Genomic DNA, 20,060 nt, shown 5'->3' on the forward strand with positions numbered 1-20,060 from the left:
GTCCGTAATAAACTCATTTACAGAATGTTTGCTGTCATAAAACGCCAAACGCCTTTTGATAAGAACTATTTAGCAGCGGCCTGAATTTTTTTTTGGTAGTCTCTTTATCTTAGAATACGCAATGACGACCTTTTCACAACGACGCCCCAAACAAGACCAGTTCCGTGTTAGATTTTCCCGCATGACTAAAGCCCTTCCACTAAAGTGCATAGTTTTAACTAACAGCTGGGACCAATAAAAAAAGAAACCGCCTCCGGCATAGCCGAAGACGGTCCCTGTAATGGTTAACATGGGGTACGAAACAAGGATGAAGTTCCCTTGCATATGACATGAGATGCATTCTTCCATGTCAAAAACTTAGCGGGATATTAAGCGGCCGTGAGGCCAGGTTCATCTTCATTGTATGTTGGGAAATATCCGCTGTCCATTCGGTTAATTACCGAAACGGAGGATTCATTTTCCGAATACCTGGCTGCTTCCGCAATGATCTCTCACGCAAACACATCCAGGTACTGCATATCAGTTGGTAGTATACTCATTCAGAATTCCTGTTGTTACAATCTCAGGCTTACAGTATACTCAGATATTCCCTGTCACTGCATAAGATGCAGCCTAGTTCTTCATCTGTTTTTTGAGCATACTCACCTGTTCCTGCAGCTGGTTTACCATACCGGCGAGGTGGTTCACGCTCATTTTGTGCTGTTGGCCCATTTTCTGGATCACAGCGTCCGCCTGCCAGATCTCCAGTACTTCATCCATATTTACGGCATAGGGATCGTACTGCGGGTTGTCGGATACGAGCGTTACTTTGGTTTTGGAGCGGTTGCTTTTTACGACGCGTTTGTAAACGATGCCTTCGCGGTTCGTTACGACGACATAAGCTTCGTTGTTACGGATATCTTCCCATCCGTCCACTTTGTGGCAAACGACCACGGAGCCTGAAGGAGTGGGAAGCATGGAATCCCCGGCTATTTCAAAAGCGCGGTAGCTGCCTGCGCCCAACATGGGGAGGGTGAAGGTGTTCAGCTCTTCGATGAATTCATCATCGTTGAAACCGGCCAGGTAACCGGCGGCGGCTTTCACCGGCACAAACACCACGTTCTGACGGGCGTTGCTGCCCAGCTTCTGCTGGCGGCGGCGTTCCAGGAAAGTTTCTTTCTGGGAACTGAGATCACGGCGGAGAAGATCATCTATTGAAACACGGAACATGTCGCTGACCTGCTCCAGTACTTCAGTGCGCGGCTCTGCGCGTTCTTCTTCATATGCGCCCAGCAAGGACCGCTTAATGTTAAGACGGTCGGCAAATTCCTGCTGCGTCCAGCCCTTTTGCTTGCGCAGATATTTCAGGTTACGGCAAACAGTAGACATCCCTAAATAATTTAGTACAACAATGCTAACAAAATTAGCAATTATTTTTTGTAATTACCAAATTATTCTTCTCTTATCCGCTTATTTTTGTGCGGACAAACTCAATTAACTATGCAAGAAACTTTGTTAGGTATCCATTCCATCGTAAGATGGCTGATACTCCTGTTCGGGATATGGGCAGTTATTCGTGCTCTCATGGGCGTTAGCGGCAAAAAACCTTATACCTCCGCCGATACCAAAGCCGGCCTTTTCTTTATGATCTTCCTGGATATCCAGTTCCTGCTGGGCCTTATCCTGTTCTTCATCAGCCCGCTGATCAAAGCCTCTCTTGCCGATATGGGCGCCGCCATGAAAAATGCAGGCCTCCGTTTCTTTACGGTAGAGCATACCCTCATGGCCCTGATAGCTATAGCCCTCGTGCATATCGGCCGCAGCAAGATCAAAAAGCTCAGCAATGACGGCAAAAAACACAAAACCGCACTGATCTTTTTCCTGCTGGCCCTCGTACTCATCCTGGCGGCTATTCCCTGGCCGGGCCGCGAAGCCATCGGCAGGGCTTTATTCCCCTCTTTCTAAGTAATACACACATACCCATAAAAAAAGTAAGAACAGGAATCCCCCGTTCTTACTTTTTTGTTTTGCGGGAATGCTTGCCAAGTCCCGCTTCTTGTTTGTCAGGCTTTAGCCATGGGTTTTATAAAATAACCGGTAAGAATAGATGTAAGGCAGCGCGGCCAGGGCCCCCGCCGCGAAAATGAACAGGAACACCCCGCTGATGATCGGCAGGAAAATACCCGCCACAATGATGCCGAGCCCGCCAAACAACCATAAACGGCTGGCCATATGGTGCACTTCTACCCATATATCCTCGCTTTTGAGCGTCCAGGGGGTACGTACTCCCACATAATTATTCGGTTTCAGGTTCTTCAGATACAGCCCGATGGCGGCTATGAGCAGGCCCACGCCCACAAATACCCATTTTTCGAGGAATATCTCGCGGCCGGCGCTTACCAGGTATATCACGATAGTGGTGAACACAGCGAGATAAATATGTATCCTGAAGCGGATACGGTAATAATCCCGGATATGATCCGCCACATCCTGTGGAGCTTCCTGCCCGTCATCTGGTTTGGGGATGTACCGGAACAGCGCGTATAAAAGACCATTGGTGAAGAAAAGAAAGATCATGAGCAGGAGGAATTCCCGCTTTTCCACAACCCCGTCCGGCATGCCGTTGAGGTTGAAATTAGTAGGGATGGTGGCTGGCAGGTTCGGCCAGATAATGCCCAGGTAGATCATCGGCCCGAACAATAACGCCAGCAACAGCACCTCTTTAAGATAATCCGGATGTTTCATGGCAGTTTGGGTGATTAGTTCTATATATATCTACAGCCATCGTGCCAAATAAGTTTAAAATCTTTTTACTAACTGCGTTAGTTTTGCTAATATTTTTAGTATTTTTGATGAAAGTCACCGATCATGCTGTTAGACGGACAGCGCACCATAGCGCATTTTGACCTGGATTGTTTCTTTGTTTCCGTGGAATGCCTCAAGGATAATAGCCTGAAAGGCAAACCCCTCCTCGTAGGCGGGAAAAGCGACCGTGCCGTTGTAGCCGCCTGCAGCTATGAAGCCCGTACTTTCGGCATTCATTCCGCCATGCCCATGAAAATGGCGCTCCGGCTCTGCCCTCATGCCATCATCCGCGGCGGGGATTTTGACGAATACACCCATTTTTCGCGGGAAGTGACCGATATTATCGCCGGTTCGGCCCCGTTATATGAAAAATCGTCGATAGACGAATTTTACCTGGACCTGACGGGAATGGACAAATACTTCGGTTCCCTCAAATGGACGAGCGAATTGCGCCAGCAGATCATGAAAAAGACACAGCTGCCCATTTCCCTTGGCCTGGCTTCTAATAAAATGGTGTCTAAAGTAGCGACGAACGAAGCCAAACCCAACGGCCAGCTGTCCATCCCATTTGGGCAGGAAAAAGGTTTCCTCGCACCCATGTCCGTCGAAAAGATCCCTATGGTAGGCAAAGAAACCGCCGCACAACTTCGCCGCCGGGGCGTGGAAACGGTGCGTACGCTCAGCGAGATACCCGTGGGGCTTTTGGAAGCCTGGCTGGGGAAAAACGGTATCTCACTGTGGAACAAAGCCAATGGCATCGATGAATCGCCGGTGGTGCCTTATCATGAACAGAAATCCATTTCCACGGAAAATACTTTCCCCACCGATACGATCGACCTGGGGTTTATTCACAGCGAACTGGTTAGGATGACGGAAAAGATCGGCTTCGAGCTGCGTTCGCAGAACAGGCTCACCGGTTGCGTGACGGTCAAGATCCGTTATTCGGATTTTGAAACGGTCACCAAACAGCTCAGCATTCCTTATACCTCCAGCGATCATGTCCTGCTGGAGAAAGTAAAGGAACTGTTTCACCGCCTGTACGACCGCCGCCTGCTGATCCGCCTGATCGGCGTGCGTTTCAGCCACCTGGTGTCCGGCAATTACCAGATCAGCCTGTTTGACGATACGGAAGATATGATATCGCTGTACCAGGCGATAGACAGCATCAAGAGCCAGTTCGGCTGGCAATACCTGATGCGCGGCAGCAGCAGCGCGGGGAAACATGAGCAGCAGTTGCAGCCTTACCAGAAAGAAACAATGATCATGCACAAACGTTACCCAAAATATTAACCCATGTACCTGAATTGCAAAACATGGTTCAGCCTGCGGTACGGCACCATCCGTACAGACGAGCTGGTGGAGCTGGCGAAGGATTTCGGCATCACTTCACTGGCGCTCACCAACATCAACGCGACCACAGACGCGTGGATGTTCGTGCAGGAATGCCAGCAGCAGGGCGTCAAACCCATCCTTGGGCTGGAATGCCGCAACGGTGCTGCTTTTAATTATGTTTTGCTGGCCAGGAGCATGGAAGGCTGGTTGTCCATCAACCGGTTCCTGTCAAAACATTTACAGACAGAAACCCCCTTCCCGGACGCGGCGCCCTGGCTCCCTGATACCTTCGTAATCTATGCCTGGGGCGCCCGTCCTCTCCCATCCCTCGCCCCGCACGAGCTGATGGGCGTCAGGCCGCGGGAGATGAACAAATTGTTCAGGACAGATACGAAAAAGTATGCGGACAAACTGGTGATCCTGCAACCGCTCACTTTCCAGAACGAAGAATCGCAGCGGCTGCACCGCGTGCTGAGAGCGGTGGACAACAACCTGCTTATCAGCCAGCTGCCGCAGGAACAGGTAGCCGGCACGGACGAATGTTTTATGAGCCCATACCAGTTGCTGGAACTTTTTAAAGAACTGCCGCATATCGTGCACAACACGCTGCATGTAATGGAACAATGCAATATCCAATTTGCATTCGGGCAGCACCTGAACAAAAAACGTTTTACCCACAGCCGTGAAGGTGACCGCCAGTTCCTGCGCGACATTGCTTTTGAAGGCATGGAACTCCGTTACGGCCTGCACAACGAAGAAGCGAAAAAGAGGATCGAAAAAGAACTGGCGATCATTGACATGCATGATTTTAACGCGTATTTCCTCATAACCTGGGATATTGTCCGGTATGCGAAACACCGGGGCTTTTTCCATGTAGGCAGGGGGAGCGGCGCAAACTCGATCATTGCGTACTGCCTGCAGATCACAAATGTGGACCCCATTGCCCTCGATCTTTATTTTGAACGTTTCCTGAACCCTTACCGCTCCTCCCCGCCCGATTTCGATATCGATTTTTCGTGGCGGGACAGGGATGAGATCACGAAATATATTTTTGAACAATACACCACGGAACACACCGCGCTTTTGGGCACCGTGGCCACCTTCCAGACGAATGCCATCGTGCGCGAACTGGGTAAGGTATATGGCCTGCCCAAGCAGGAGCTGGACAAGATATTAGAAAACCCCTATCAGGTGAAACTTGGAGAAGACGGCGTGCATCAGCGTATTATCCATTACGGGCGTATGCTGGACCGTTTTCCCAATCACCTCAGCATTCACGCCGGTGGCATTCTCATCAGCGAAGCGCCCATTCATCAATACTGCGCCACTCACCTGCCGCCCAAAGGCTTCTGCACCGCGCAGCTGGACATGCACCTGGCCGAAGCCATCGGCCTGCATAAGTTCGATATCCTCAGCCAGCGCGGCCTTGGCCACATCCGTGACTCCATCGACCTGATAAAGGCGAACCAGGGTATCGACATCGATATCCATGATGCCAAAGCGTTTATGAAAGATGAGAACGTACGCAATGCGCTGCGCACAGTGAATACCATCGGTTGTTTTTATATTGAATCACCCGCTATGCGGCAGCTGCTTAAAAAACTGAGCTGCGATGACTATATCACGCTGGTGGCGGCCAGTTCCATCATCCGGCCCGGGGTAGCGCAGGCGGGCATGATGCGGCAATATGTGCTCAATTTTCATGCGCCGGACCAGGTCAATTACCTGCACCCGGTGATGAAAGAATTGCTGGGAGAAACTTACGGAGTGATGGTCTACCAGGAAGATGTGATCAAAGTGGCGCATCATTACGCAGACCTCGACCTGGCGGATGCAGACACCCTGAGAAGGGCCATGGCGGGGAAATACCGGGGGCAACAGCATTTTGAAAAAATACAGAACCTGTTCTTTGAGAACTGTGAAAGACTCGGCAGGCCGCGCGCCGTCAGCGAAGAAGTATGGCGGCAGATCGCCAGTTTTGCCAACTTCTCTTTCTCCAAAGCGCACTCCGCGAGTTTTGCCGTGGAAAGTTACCAAAGCCTTTACCTGAAAACCTATTTTCCACGGGAATTTATGGTGGCGGTGATCAACAACTTCGGCGGGTTCTACAACCGCGAGCTGTACTTCCGTGAGCTGGCGAAAACCGGCGCGCGGATATTCCCGCCCTGCATGAATAACAGCCTCTATTATACCACCATCAGTGGCAATGATGTGTTCACGGGTTTTATCCATGTTGAAAAACTTGAGCAGGCGTGGATGGAAAAGGTACTGGCTGAAAGGGCTGCCAACGGGCCGTATACGGGCCTGGAAAACTTTACAGAACGGACAGACCCCAAACCTGAGCAACTGGAAATATTGATCCGTATCGGGGCGTTTAACTTCACGGGGCATACTAAAAAAGAACTGCTCTGGAAAAGCTCCGCGCTCCTGAAAAACGATCCCCCGGAAGAACTGAAGCCGCGCCTCTTCCGCGAGCCTTCAACGGACTGGGAATTGCCTCACCTCGCCTATCACCGGCACGAAGACGCGTTCGACGAGATCGAACTGCTCGGTTTCCCGTTGTGCTCCCCTTTTGAAGTGCTGCAACACGACCAGCAGCATTATATCACCGGGGACAAATTCCCACAACACCTCGGGAAAACGGTGACAGCGCTGGGTTATCTCGTTACCCTCAAACATGTGTACACGGCCAAAAGAGAACCTATGTGCTTCGGCACTTTCCTGGACAGGGATGGCAACTGGATGGATACTGTTCACTTCCCGGACAGTCTCCGTCAATACCCTTTTATGAAGGGCGGTTTTTATATCCTGGAAGGTAAGGTGACCGAAGAGTTTGGGGTGTATTCCCTGGATGTGTTCCGTATGCGGAAGATCGGGTTCTTTGAGGATAAAGTAAAAGAAACCGGTACCATGATGGGTTCCCTGAGCCTGGCGGCCGCGCGGTGAGCGCTCACATTAAGCTGGTGCGGGCCGCTGATCCAGCCTGTGCCGGCTTAATGTTTTTTTAAGAAAAAAAGGCTGAAGCATTTGCTCCAGCCTTTTGTATGCAGAATAAACTAAGTTTTGTTATTCCAGGTTGAACAGTCCTTTGTTCAGCAGTTGCAGCGTTTTTTCCTTGTGCTGGCCACCTACGAGAATGGAAATGTTATGCCTGCTGCCACCGTAGGAAATCATCCTTAAAGGCACTTCGTTCAGCGCTTCGAACAGTTTCTTGAGAATGGAAGGCGTGGCTGCTACTTCGTTCCCCACGATGGACACGATCGCCTGGTGATGATCCAGCTCCACGGTGCCAAAGGGTTGCAGCTCTTTCAGTATCTGGTCGAGGTTGCGCTGATCGTCGATGGTGATGGATACCGCTACTTCTGAAGTAGTGATCATATCTATCGGCGTGCGGTATTTCTCGAACACTTCGAATATTTTGCGGAGGAAACCATAAGCCAGCAGCATACGGCTGGATTTGATCTTGATAGCAATGATGCCGTCTTTCGCCGCGATGGCCTTCACACCGTTGCCGTTGGGCATTTCGGTGATGATGGTGCCTTTGGCTTCAGGCTGCAGGGTGTTCAGCAGTTTCACCGGGATGTTGAAGTGCTGTGCGGGCCAGATAGACGCCGGATGCAGGATCTTTGCGCCGAAGTAAGCCAGCTCCGCCGCTTCGTCGAAGCTCAGCTGATCGATCGGGAAGGTTTTTTTCACCACACGCGGATCGTTGTTGTGCATACCGTCTATGTCCGTCCATATCTGCACTTCGGAAGCCTGGATGGCTGCGCCGATGAGGGAAGCGGAATAATCGCTGCCGCCGCGTTTCAGGTTGTCAATTTCCCCGCGTGCATTGCGGCAGATATAACCCTGGGTGATAAAGAGCGTCTGGCCTTTGTTCTGGTCGATGAGCGCGCTCAGCCTCACTTTCATACGCGGGATCTCCGGCTCTTCAAACTCATCGATGCTCATGAAGTCCAGCGCGGGCGCCAGCACGGCATTCACGCCGGCTTCTTCCAGGTAAGCGCAGAACAGTTTGGTGGAGAGCAGTTCGCCCTGCGCCAGGATGTCTTTGTTCAACGCTTCATTGAAAGATATCTTCAGGATAATGTTGAGGAATTCAAAATGTTCGTCTACAATAGCCTTGGCGTTTTCACGGCCTGCGTCCGTTTTCACCAGTTCCTGCACAAAAGCGCGGTAGTGGCTTTCCAGCTTGTCAATCTGCTGTTTGGCCTGTGCCTTTTTGCCTTCAGAGCAGGATTGACCGATCTCAACCAGTGCATTGGTGGTGCCGGAAAGGGCCGACAATACCACTATTTTGGCATCCGGATCTGCGGTAATCAACTTCGCTACGGCATGCATACGTTCCGGTTTACCAACGGAGGTTCCGCCAAATTTTAAGACTTTCATTTGTTATGATGGTATATATATTACTTAAAAATCGATTTTAAACTTCATGGCTATTTCGCCGAGGTCTTTCACCACGGGCCCCAGCAGCGGGACACCGGCTTCCAGGCGTTCGGCCTGCATTTCCCTTTCGGGATCCCCGGGTATCAGTACTTTTTCGTGGCCTTCCGCGGTGGCGGCGTTCCGGAAGCGGTTGATCCAGGTGTCCATATGATCCTTGAATTCATCCGCGGGGCGGAAAGCATCTACCCGCATGGCGCCGAAGAAATGGCCGAGTCCTTTCCCTACAGGGTCTGGCGGCAGCGGCAGAAAACTTACAAAAGGCGGCGCCCATGGGCCGTAATTGGCACCTGAAAGGACGGCCGAAAATATATCGACCACCGATCCCAGGCAATACCCTTTGTGGCTGCCATGCTCCCGGTCCCCTCCCAGCGGCAGCAAAGCGCCCCCGCTTTTCAGTTCGTTCGGGTTGGTGCTCGGCACCCCGTTTTTATCCTGTATCCAGCCCAGCGGGGCTTCCTGCTCTTTTCGCTGCAATATCTCCAGCTTGCCGTTGGCGGCCGTGGTAGTGGCAAAATCCGCTACAAAGGCCGGCTGTGTGGCAGCCGGGATGGCTACCGCAATCGGGTTCGTGCCCAGCATACGTTCAGTGGCAAAGGTAGGCGCTACCAGCGGGCTGGCATTGGTCATGGCCATACCGATCATATCGTGCCGCAAGGCCATCATAGCATGATAACCCGCTATCCCGAAGTGATTGGAGTGGCGGACGCTCACCCAGCCTGTACCGGCGATCTTCGCTTTTTCTATGGCCACCTGCATGGCAAAAGGAGCCACCACGAGGCCCAGGCCTCCATCTCCGTCCACCACGGCCGTACTGGGTGTTTCATGTACGATCCTGATATCGGGCAGCGGGTTGATGCGGCCGGCTTCCCACAAACGGATGTAGCCGGACAAACGGGCTACGCCATGGGAATCGATGCCACGAAGGTCCGCGGACAACAATACAGTAGCGGCCAATTGTGCGTGCTCAGGCGTACAGCCGATCTTTAAAAAAACATCCCGGGTAAAAGCGTGCAGATGCTCGTAAGGAAAAACTTGCTCCATTTATAATTATGCCTGTGCAGTAGGCCCTCCGAAGTTCATGGGAATGGAAACCGGCTCCTGGTCCTGTATGGTGCCGTGTGCGGATTCATATTTCTTTACATTGTCCACCAGGGCCTTCATCAGGCGTTTGGCATGCTGGGGGGTGAGTATGATGCGGGATTTAACCTTTGCTTTTGGTAAACCGGGCATCACATTGATGAAATCAACCACAAACTCGGATGGGGAGTGCGTGATAATGGCCAGATTAGCATATGTTCCGTCTGCAATTTCCTCACTCAGCTCTATATTCAGCTGCTGCTGCTCATTTTGATTTTCCATTATATGTGGTTTAACGAGATACAAAAATAAAAAAAGAGGTGCCATTTCCAGCACCTCTTTTTTTATTATGGCCAGTTTTGGAATAATTCCGGATTTTCCAGCCTCCTTTGGGGAAGCCTTGAATCCGGAATTATAACACGGGAGTATTAATTACTTATCCCACCAAACCGGGGTGGAAAGCTCATCGGGACCCTGAATGGCCAGCGCGGCTTCGTAGTTCGCCTTATTCAGGTCGCGCTCCGTACCGATGTAACACTGCCTGCGGGGGATCTGTCCGCCGGCGTTTACAGCATCGGGAGCCGCCGTCAGTGCGGGATAACCTGTCCTGCGCCATTCAGCCCAGGCTTCGTATCCGTTGCCCAGGAAGAAGTTCAGCCATTTCTGCGTCTGGATGCGCTCCAGTTTCACAGCGGCTGTCTGGGCAGGTGTGATCACCACATTGGCGCCTGCGGCGTAACCGGTGATATCCACTTCGGCAATGGTTTTGGCTGCGAGGCCATGCCATTTCTGCATGGAAGCGGTAATCCCCCTGTTGTACCAGAGGAGCGTTTCAACGTCTCCGCCGGGTATCCAGCCTATGAGAGCCGCTTCAGCCATGGTGAAACAGGTTTGCGCATAGGTGGTGAGCAGGGCGGGGAAGTTCTGCGCGGCAGGCGTGGTACCTATCAGGCTGAAATCGCCGGTAGTGAACTGATCGTTTACGCCATAGGGGATGCCAACAAAAGTACCCGCGGCATTTGCGGGAGAGCGGGCAAAGATGGAAAGGCGCGGATCTGCCAGCAGCTTCAGTTTATCGATCATGGTGTTGCTCAATCCATAGTCGTACCGGCTGCGGTAGTTCGTATACCAGGGGCTTTCAAATGCCTGAACGGCCTGGTAAGGGAAAGCGGCGTCATCGGTATTGGCGCCCATGAGGCCCGCGGCCACTGCTTCAGTGAAAGCAGCACGACCTGCGGCTGCTTCGGATGTGCCGGAAAGACGCAGTGCGGCGATGGCCCGGAGGGTGTTCGCCCAGCGTTTCCATTTGGCAAAGTTGCCGTCGAACAGGGGATCGTTCGGCATCGTCACGGTGATCTGCGCGGAGGCTTCTTTGAATTCCTTCAGCAGATCCAGGTAGATGTCCTTTTGCGGCGTGAATTTAGGTTTGGTATTGGCGGAACCTTTGAGTGCGTCAAAATAAGGGATGTCGCCCCAGCGGTCCGTCATGGTGAGCATGAGGAAAGCGCGCAATACGCGTGCATGCCCTATCTGGTTGTCGTTCGGGCTATTGTCCAGCACGGCTTTAGTCACCTTGGTAACAGGATCGGTATTCATCTCAATGATCCTGGTGAGGTCCATCAGCGGGCCGGAATAGATCGCATTATAGCTGTATTCCCGGTTAAAATAACGGGATTCGTTGTTGTATACATATTCGGCCAGGTGCTGTACGTACAGTACGCCGCCCGCGGCGTTGTTGATACCGCCGATGCCTATCACGGCGCTGCCGAAGAGGAATTTGGTGGAAGGCTGGCTGGCCTGGTTGGGGTTCACATTGAGGTCCCCGAAATCCTTATTACAGGATACGGTGCCTGCCAGCGTAATCCCCAGCATCACCGCAGCCGTCATATGTTTTAACCTGATGAGTTTCATATCTTCTACGGTTTTGTTGTTAGAAAGTAACTTTTACGTTAAAGCCGATGGAACGTGTGCCGGGCAGCTGGCCGCCTTCGATCCAGGAAGATTCCAGTTCGGAAGGATCAAGACCTTTGGTAGCGCTGTGGATCAGCCAGAGGTTCTGACCGATAACGGCTACGTTGATGCCTTTGAAAGGTGAATTCCCCAGCATACGGGTCGGGAAAGAATAACCGATGGCCAGTTCACGCAGTTTCACGTAAGACGCGTCGTATGTCCAGTTTTCCCAGAGGGAGAACAGGTAAGACTGGTAAAGGTCTTTGGTTTCGGCATATACTTCGTTCTGTTTGCCGGAGCTGGCGCTGATCGCATCCAGCTTCACACCGCCGCCACTGGCTACCGGGTCGCGTTTGGGATTGCCTTTATCGTTCAGGCCGGCTGTTTCAGCAGAAAGGCCGGAGCCGGACATAAACATTTTGGAAATAGACACAAACTTGCCGCCTTTCTGGAAGTCCAGGGAGAAGTTGAGGGAGAAGTTTTTGTAATAAACACCTGAAGACACACCACCTGTCCAATCCGGGGTTACATAACCCAGTTCAACGCTATTGTTCAGCAAAGGATACCCTTCATCGTCCACCAGCATTTTGCCGGTAGCTTCGTCTCTCTGGAAGCCGCCGCCCATGATGAGGCCGTAAGAAGAACCTTTTTTAGCATTGAGTGAAGCGCGGGGGGAGCCTACGAAACCGAATGACAGCGCGGAACCGTCAAGCGCCACCTGGAGATTTTCCACATCCGGCGCGATGGATACCACGGTGTTTTTCATGAAGGCAAAGTTCACATCTATATCCCAGCTGAAATCCTGCATTTTCAGCGGAGTAGCGCCGATAGTGAATTCCCAGCCTTTGTTGATCATTTCGCCGGAGTTGATCTTACGGGCGGAATAACCGGAAGAGCTGGGCACTGTTACGTCCACGATCTGGTCGATGTTTTTACGGTAGAAGTAGTTCACATCCAGTCTTACGCGGTTGTTTGCAAACTGCAGTTCGGTACCGATCTCGTAGCTGGTAGAAAGTGCGGGGCGAAGGCTGTCATTGGGCCTTGTATCCGGCACGCTCATGCGGGAGTAAGTGGCGCTGCCTGATTTCGGGAAGTTGGTGCCCAGCGCGAATGTTTCCTGGATGGCATACGGGTCTGTATCCGTACCCAGGCGGGCGATGGAAGCGCGCAGTTTACCAAAGCTCAGCCAGTCGCGGGTATTGAGCAATTCGGTAAATACAAAGGAGGTGCTCAAACTTCCGTAAACGTATGAGTTGTTAAATGAAGGCAGTGTGGAAGAGATATCATTACGCACCGTTGCGTCCAGGAACAACATGTCCCTGAAACCCACGCCGGCATAACCGAACAGGGAGTTCACCTTACGTTCCTGGATCAGGTTCGTGGTTACTTTTTCGTTCAGGGAATTGCTCACATTGTATACGTCCGGCAGGATGAAACCACCTGCGGTAGCGGATGTTACGCGATAGCGGGTACGGGTGTTCAATTCGCCCCAAACACCTGCGCGCAGAGAGAAGTCCTTGATGGTCTTTTCATATTCCAGGTTGCCGAGGTATGACACTTCCGTACGTTTGTCTTCTTCCGTAGAGAAAGAAGGCGGGTTGAGCGTATAGGAAGCCACGCGGTTGTCGCTGTTAAAGTTTTCGAAAGTACCGCGGGCGATCACGCCGGCTTTGAAGCCGTTCATGAAGTTGTAATTCAGGGTTACCTGGCCGTATACTGTCTGGATGTAGTTGTTGCGGATGTTTTCATACGCTTCGGTATAAGGATTGTCCCAGTATTTGGGAGTCACGTTCGTGGGGCCGGTCATGTTCCAGCTGCGGAAGCTGCCGTCCTCGCGTTTGTAGTATTCTTTCAGCTTGTTGGTTTCCAGGTTGCGGTGGAACCATTGGTTGAAAGAACCGGTGGTTTGGGTACCATAACCTTCGCGGGGCACGTTGAAGAGGTATTCATTCACATAATTGATATTGGTGCTCAGCGTCAGCTTATTAGTGAGGTTCAGGCTGCCGTAGTAGGTGAGCCAGTTCTTTTGCTGTTTGGAGTTGGGGATTACACCGGAACGGGTGAGGTTGGTAAATGAGAAGCGGTTTGTCATCACATCGCTGCTTTTCGCGAAAGAAACGGTGGTGTTGTTGGCAATACCGGTTTTGAAGAAGTCGCGAACGTTGTCTGGCTGTGGCACGAATGGTTTCTGGATGCCGAAGTCAGAGGGGCTTACGGTAGGGTCCCAGGCATACCATGGAGCGTGGATGGTGCCATCCATGCGGGGGCCCCAGCTTTCGTCCACTTCGTAGTTATAATATTTTGCGCCGTCCAGTTTGGCGAGCGCGGGGTTGTGCGTACCGGGCTGATAGACGAATGTCCTCCAGTCCTGCGAGCTACCGCCGCCATATTCGTTCTGGTAATCAGGCAGTACATATACATTTTCGAAGGTGGTAGTATGGTTTACGGTGAGGCCGATACCGCCGCCGGACGTCTTTTTGGTGGTGATCACCACGGCGCCTTCGGAGGCACGCTGGCCGTAAAGTGCCGTGGCAGCGGGGCCTTTCAGTACGGTGAGGGAAGCCACGTCATCCGGGTTGATGGCGGTGTTCGGAGTGATCACACCATCTACCACGTAAATGGGGTTGCCGCCGGTGAGGTTATTCACACCGCGCAGACGGATCTGCATGGTACCGAACTTGGCGCCGGAACCGCCGCGAAGCTGCACGCCTGCTACTTTACCGGCGATGGCGGTATTAAGGTCCGCCTGTTTGGTTTGTGTGATCTTGTCGGCTTTGATTTCCTGTACAGCATAACCGAGGGACTTTTTCTGACGGTTCATGCCGAGAGCGGTTACTACCACTTCTTCGAGGCTTTTTGCATCCGGTGCGAGGGACACGGAAACGGAAGTGAGGCTTCCTAATGGGATTTCTTTGGCAAGATAACCAACGCTGCGGACGATGAGCGTGACGTTGGTGCCGGATACGGAGAGAGAGAAGTTACCTTCCTGGTCGGCAGTGGTTCCGGATGTAGTGCCTTTAATCTGGACGGTGGCGAAGGCGATGGGAGCACCATCGTCCCCCACTACCTTCCCCGTCACTTGGCGCTGCTGGGCAAATGCCAGACTGACGCTCACCATCATCATGGTGATGAACAGTAAAGCTTGTTTCATAAAAAAGATTCAGATTTTGGATGAGAAACTAAACTTGTCTAAATAATAGGCGGAATAAAAAGATGATCAATTCATTTTCAGGTCATAGTAGCAGTTTGATTTAGCTGGTTGTTGAATATTGTTTTAACGGTTATCAAGCACAGGTTTTATAGATGAAGGCCGGTTCAGGCAAAAGCTTTCCCGATCTAAAAAATCTTGATTTTTTAAATACAAATTCAGGTTCCCGGATTGGAATAATGAGCAGGTAAAGAATGGCAGTTTTTTACCGTTCGCGTTGTGTCTTTGTTGAATTGATACTGTCGTTGGCTATGAAATGGCTTACCAGATCATGTTCGCTCTGATTTAGATTTAGAGATTCGATTTAGACATTGACCTTTTTTCTTTTCCCTGTTGCTACTCAGTTAAGCATTGTTAGGATAATGGTAAGCAACCACTCTTGATCTTGGATGTATTTATAATCATTTTGGATGATAGACGTAAGTTAGTAATTTATTTTACTTCAGCATCACCACCGGTTAAACTTTTGTTAAAAACCCTGCTTGATAACTTTATAAACTACTGGAAAACAGGTAGATATGTGCTCAAAAAAAGAGTAAAAAAAATTTCACCCCCGCAATCCGATGCCCTACCAACTGAATTGTACCTGCAGTAGAAGGCTTGTTTTCCGCTCTCCTCCGATCTCTTCCAGGCCAGTGCCATTACTCTTCCCACCCGGGTATACCGACTGCTGCCAGCGGCACCAGAGCGTAAGCACCGGGGATACTTGGTACAGCAACTGTGCATACCCGTTATGCCCTCTCCCCGAAAACCTCGACAAGGACTGATCACCGGGGAATCCTAAAGCCGCGAGATACAACCCTTCGGTTTCCGCCGTGTCAAACCAGGTATAACCGGCACTGCATTTCCATTTACGCAACCGCGCCTGCACCTGCTGATAAAGCAACCAGCTTTCCGCCCCCTGCCCGAATGCCACCTGTACTCTTCCGTTCCATGTAAACCTTTCATCCACCGGCAGAACGGCCCGGGCGCTGACGTGGTGCCTGCGCTCATTCATCACAAACCGCTGCTTCAGCGGCGGCTCTTTTACATCCGCCGGAGCCTGCGAATAACGGTAAGTAACATTCAATACGGATTTTTTATCCGGCAGCCATTGCAGGGACAACAAAGCATCCGTTCCTTCCGCTGGCGCGCTCACCCTGTATTTCAGCCATGGCAACCGGAACACGTCCGCATATGCCGCCACCAGCCACTTCGATCCCCATTTTAATTGTATGCCCATATACATACCGTTTTCATTTCCCACGGCACTGCTCTCCCCGAAAGAATTTCCATACATACTGCGGTAGGCTTTGTGTTCATAACGGTACAACAATGAAAGGTCCGCCTTCGGGCTTAAGGCTGCCAGCAAACCCTGCAATACCGCGGGATGGCCCCTTCCATCCACCGCCGTTTCTCCAAACAAATGGATATTCCGCCAGCCAAATGAATGGTCCGCGCTGACATTGTAAACCTTTTGCCCCGCAATGGCATACAAGCGATAGAGTTCCTCTCCTTTTTTTAACGGATGCGAGTACTGGTGCGCAATGGCATTCAACGCAAGATGCCCCTGCCTGGCACGCCACTTCAGGACTGTGCCCGCTGTATATTGCCGGATGGCATTCCGCAAGGCGATCTCCGATGGAGTCCTGTGATACCCGGCACTGGCAAGTGTTCCCTCTTCATACAATCCTTCGGACAGTGAATCTTCCAACCTGCTTAACCTCCCGTCCAGGCTACGCGCAGATACAAACCCGGTGATGCTGGTATTTCCTTTCTCCCAGGTCATGCCCGCTCCACGGTAAAAGAAAAACTCCCCTGGCGAGGCATACGGCCGCAAGACCTCGCTCTCCCTTTTTACCTGCATCACGGCGCCAGTCTTTCCGAAAGCAAATCCCTGCCACTGTATCAGACCCTGCCCCATATTCACCGTGTAGTCTCCCAGCGCCAGCGTTTTCACTTTCCCCAGCCGCTGCAAAAACAAATGAAATCCCACATGATCTCCCAGCCATGGCATTCCCTTCTTCATCCACTTTTCCCCGGCATCTTTTTCCATCACCAATCCCCAGCTTGCATATCGCCCAAACCTGTACCTGTAACGCAATAACATCTTATCAGGGCTGCCCAGGTAACGAACCTCCTCATCGCCTCCCCTCCTGTATCCCTCCGCCAATTCCAGCACACGGCTGTAACGCAGTTCCAGCTGATGTTTCCCACGTCGGAAATAATCCTTTATCGTATAATAGGGTTCCAGCCCGCTACCCGCCTCCACATATGGCAGTATGGACCGTATCAGCACGAGGTCAAATCCGGGCACCGCCTGCAATTCATAAATGGATACGAGCGGCCCGAGCATTTTCCGGTATCCCAGCAATGCATCCACCTGCAACCCATCCAGTAATCCAAGCCCATGCATAGCGGCTGCATCTGCTGTATTCAGGTTTAGTTTCCTGCGGGCGTAACTTGCCAGCTCCTGGTATTGCTCATCATTTTCCTGTACCTGTTCTTCTCCTGTTCTTTCCATTTCACGGCTTACACTCTGCTCCTGCCGCATTTCAACGGGATGTTCTTCTTCCTGGCCAGAGGCGGATAACCAGCCACCGTGCAGCAAACTAAAACACACCAGGCATCTCCATCCGGCATTTGATATCCACGCAAGCGCCGTATAAAAAACATGCGTTATTCCTTTCCCCATACCAGTGAAATGCCAGGCGTTATACCGAGAGTGTGATGAAAACTGCCCGTCACACCGATCCTCCATTTTTCCACTCCATACCCGATGCCCGCATACTGATACACCGGCTGCGTAGCCCAGCCGCCCAGGACAAGGAACCGCTTCACCGGCCAATAAGTGCATTGCACCCGCACAGACAACGGCATGGAAACATCCTTCCGAAAAGCGGCTTCCATCATCACCTGTTCCGAGGCTTTGTATCCCAGCATCACCATACTGGCGGCATCGTCACTGCCGGGATGATACAGGTGCACACCCATGTTCAGCTGCGGGGTGAGCAGCCAATCCACACCCAGCTCACCGCCCACGCCGCCGCGCCTGTAATTGAACCCTGCGGCCGCCCTGAGCCGTTTACCCAAAGGCAACGCATATCCCAGTCCAAATAACTGCTCACGGTAGTAACGGTACCCCAGCTGCCATAATTTGACACCCATTACGCCGCCCGCCAGCGGCATGCCCAAAGCCAGCGCATGCATACTTAATTCACGCAGCATAAAACGCCGCTCGGTATACAAACCTGCCGTAACATGCTGCAGCGATACCAGCCGGGCCGGGTTCTGAAAAACACTGAATACTTCTGAAAAACTCCCGTTCACCGGGATGCGCGGAGCCTGCACAACTAACAGTTGCAGGCAGAGCTGACAAACAATGACTATCATGTAATTCCTGGTTAAAACAAACAATGCAGCAAATGTAAAATGCGGGACGAACACCCACAAAAAAAATATCTCCGGAAATCAGAGATTCCGGAGATACAATTCGTTGTAGAACACTAGAATAAGCCGTACAGTTCTGAATCTACACGGGAGATAATTTCTCCGAGATCTTCTTCTTTATCGGGGAATTTATTTTTGTCCACGTCGATGATCAGCAAGGGGCCGTCTTTATATTTCTCGATCCAGGAGTTGTAAAATTCGTTCAGCCGCTTCAGGTAGTCCAAGCGGATATTTTCTTCGTATTCCCTTCCGCGTTTCTGTATCTGCGCCACCAGCGTGGGTACAGACGCCTGCAAGTAGATCAGCAGGTCCGGCGGTTTTACCATGCTCTTCAGCGTTTCGAAGAAATTAAAATAATTATCGAAATCCCTTTTTGTCATCAGTCCCATTTCATAAAGGTTGGGCGCGAAAATATGCGCGTCCTCGTAAATGGTACGGTCCTGGATCACGGTATCTTTCCCATGCTGAATATCCACCAGCTGCTTCAGGCGGCTGTGAAGGAAATAGATCTGGAGATTAAACGACCAGCGGGGCATATCGTCGTAAAAATCGCTGAGATACGGGTTATGTTCCACATCCTCGAACTGCGGCACCCAACGGTAATGTTTGGCCAGCATTTCAGTAAGAGTAGTCTTTCCGGCGCCGATATTGCCGGCTATTGCTATGTGCTTGATCTTATTTTTTGCCATGCATGGGGGGTATGATGATACAACAAGTTAAAGAATCAATAGAAATTAATGCCCATTAATTTGCGGGCTTCCGAGAGCGTCTGAGAGGCAGTAGCACGGGCTTTGTCCGCACCTTCGCGCATGATGCGGTGAAGGTAGGCATGGTCCTGCTGGATAGCTGCCGCTTTTTCACGGATGGGGGCGATAAATGCCACCATATCTTCTCCCAGTTGTTTCTTCATATCCCCGTAACGGATATTGCATTTGTTAAAAGCTTCTTCGAAGAACTGCACGGTGTCCGGAGTTGACACCAGTTTCATGAGGGTGAACAGGTTATTGATATAGTCGGGTTTCTCTGAATTTTCTTCCTGCGGGCCGCTGTCTGTTTTGGCTTTTTTGATCTTGTTGCGGATCGCGTCGTCTGTATCGTTCAGATAAAGGGTTGAATTTTCATTTTCGCTTTTGCTCATTTTCCCGTTCCCGTCCAGGCTCATGATACGCACGAGGTCATCGCCGTAGTTAAAAGGGAAAGGTTCGGGGAAAAGAAAGCCGTAACGGTTGTTGAAACGTTGCGCGAAGTTGCGGCTCATTTCAAGATGTTGTTCCTGGTCTTTGCCTACCGGCACTTTCACGGCACGCTGAACAAGGATATCCGCGGTCATCAGCACGGGATAGGTCAGCAACCCCGCATTCACGTTATCCGGGTTCTGCCGCACCTTGTCCTTGAAAGTGGGCACTTTCTCCAGTTCGCCTTTATAAGCCATCATATTCAGCAGCAGGTACAGCTCCGCGATCTCAGGGATATCGCTCTGCACATACAGGGTCACTTTCTCTGGATCGAGGCCGGAGGCGATGTTTTCAGCCAGCACACGGTACACGTTGCCGCGCAGGTCCTTCGGGTCCGGGTGAGTGGTAAGGGAATGCCAGTCCGCCACAAAAAAGTAACAGTTGAACTCTTCCTGCATCCGGATATAATTACGGATAGCGCCAAAATAGTTTCCTAAATGCAAAATGCCTGTGGAGCGGATGCCGCTGACAACGATTTCTTTTTCCTTTACCATATCGGGGCGCAATTTAATAAATTTTAACATCGTGCTATGTTATTCGGTAGCAGAATGCCCGCCTTTTATCCCTATTTTTGCCTATCGATCACATTTATCGAT

The 20,060-nt window shown here is 51.4% G+C and carries 14 protein-coding genes; 3 read left to right on the forward strand and 11 right to left on the reverse strand.

Annotation, left to right across the window (positions count from 1 at the left end; all coding sequences use genetic code 11):
- Window positions 1-612: 612 nt before the first annotated feature.
- Window positions 613-1,368 (reverse strand): XRE family transcriptional regulator, encoded by a 756-nt coding sequence (locus EG028_RS10060; RefSeq protein ID WP_120516646.1) that lies wholly within the window; start codon window positions 1,366-1,368, stop codon window positions 613-615.
- 111 nt (window positions 1,369-1,479) lie between these two features.
- Between EG028_RS10060 and EG028_RS10065 the strand changes: the two genes are divergently transcribed.
- A complete protein-coding gene (locus tag EG028_RS10065; protein WP_120516645.1) occupies window positions 1,480-1,944 on the forward strand; it encodes a hypothetical protein in 465 nt (154 codons plus the stop codon).
- A gap of 105 nt (window positions 1,945-2,049) precedes the next feature.
- Here the strand turns inward: EG028_RS10065 and EG028_RS10070 are convergent, their stop codons facing one another.
- Window positions 2,050-2,724 (reverse strand): SdpI family protein, encoded by a 675-nt coding sequence (locus EG028_RS10070; protein ID WP_120516644.1) that lies wholly within the window; start codon window positions 2,722-2,724, stop codon window positions 2,050-2,052.
- 123 nt (window positions 2,725-2,847) lie between these two features.
- Between EG028_RS10070 and dinB the strand changes: the two genes are divergently transcribed.
- Together dinB and EG028_RS10080 are read left to right on the forward strand one after the other, a co-directional pair.
- Window positions 2,848-4,074: a DNA polymerase IV gene (dinB, locus tag EG028_RS10075; protein WP_120516643.1), complete on the forward strand. Its 1,227-nt coding sequence runs from the start codon at window positions 2,848-2,850 to the stop codon at window positions 4,072-4,074.
- Window positions 4,075-4,077: 3 nt separating this feature from the next.
- On the forward strand, window positions 4,078-7,062 hold the full coding sequence (locus tag EG028_RS10080; RefSeq protein ID WP_120516642.1) for a DNA polymerase III subunit alpha: 2,985 nt from the start codon (window positions 4,078-4,080) through the stop codon (window positions 7,060-7,062).
- A 120-nt stretch (window positions 7,063-7,182) separates the two neighbouring features.
- Here EG028_RS10080 and EG028_RS10085 read toward each other — a convergent pair whose 3' ends face one another.
- The 9 genes from EG028_RS10085 to trpS all read right to left on the reverse strand — a co-directional run bounded on the left by EG028_RS10085 (window position 7,183) and on the right by trpS (window position 19,958).
- Window positions 7,183-8,505, reverse strand: a complete 1,323-nt coding sequence (locus EG028_RS10085; RefSeq protein WP_120516641.1) for an aspartate kinase — start codon at window positions 8,503-8,505, stop codon at window positions 7,183-7,185.
- 24 nt (window positions 8,506-8,529) lie between these two features.
- Window positions 8,530-9,606, reverse strand: a complete 1,077-nt coding sequence (locus tag EG028_RS10090; RefSeq protein WP_120516640.1) for an Ldh family oxidoreductase — start codon at window positions 9,604-9,606, stop codon at window positions 8,530-8,532.
- A gap of 6 nt (window positions 9,607-9,612) precedes the next feature.
- Entirely contained in the window at window positions 9,613-9,924 is a 312-nt protein-coding gene (locus tag EG028_RS10095; protein ID WP_174235425.1) for a DUF3467 domain-containing protein, read from the reverse strand.
- A 150-nt stretch (window positions 9,925-10,074) separates the two neighbouring features.
- Window positions 10,075-11,553, reverse strand: a complete 1,479-nt coding sequence (locus tag EG028_RS10100) for a SusD/RagB family nutrient-binding outer membrane lipoprotein (protein WP_120516639.1) — start codon at window positions 11,551-11,553, stop codon at window positions 10,075-10,077.
- 19 nt (window positions 11,554-11,572) lie between these two features.
- Window positions 11,573-14,743: a SusC/RagA family TonB-linked outer membrane protein gene (locus EG028_RS10105; protein ID WP_120516638.1), complete on the reverse strand. Its 3,171-nt coding sequence runs from the start codon at window positions 14,741-14,743 to the stop codon at window positions 11,573-11,575.
- Between the two features lie 625 nt (window positions 14,744-15,368).
- Window positions 15,369-17,474 carry a ComEA family DNA-binding protein gene (locus tag EG028_RS10110; protein WP_123864623.1) on the reverse strand — a complete coding sequence of 702 codons (2,106 nt, stop codon included), beginning with the start codon at window positions 17,472-17,474 and terminating at the stop codon, window positions 15,369-15,371.
- Window positions 17,459-18,172, reverse strand: coding sequence for a hypothetical protein (locus tag EG028_RS10115; RefSeq protein ID WP_123864624.1), 714 nt, complete (start codon window positions 18,170-18,172; stop codon window positions 17,459-17,461). The genes EG028_RS10110 and EG028_RS10115 overlap by 16 nt, the downstream gene beginning before the upstream one ends.
- Before the next feature lie 113 nt (window positions 18,173-18,285).
- Complete coding sequence (locus EG028_RS10120; RefSeq protein WP_120516635.1) at window positions 18,286-18,918, reverse strand: deoxynucleoside kinase; 633 nt, start codon at window positions 18,916-18,918, stop codon at window positions 18,286-18,288.
- Between the two features lie 35 nt (window positions 18,919-18,953).
- On the reverse strand, window positions 18,954-19,958 hold the full coding sequence (trpS, locus tag EG028_RS10125) for a tryptophan--tRNA ligase (protein WP_120516634.1): 1,005 nt from the start codon (window positions 19,956-19,958) through the stop codon (window positions 18,954-18,956).
- Window positions 19,959-20,060: the final 102 nt, after the last annotated feature.

It is taken from the genome of Chitinophaga barathri (genome assembly GCF_003807585.1).
GTDB classification, from domain to species: Bacteria; Bacteroidota; Bacteroidia; order Chitinophagales; family Chitinophagaceae; genus Chitinophaga; species Chitinophaga barathri.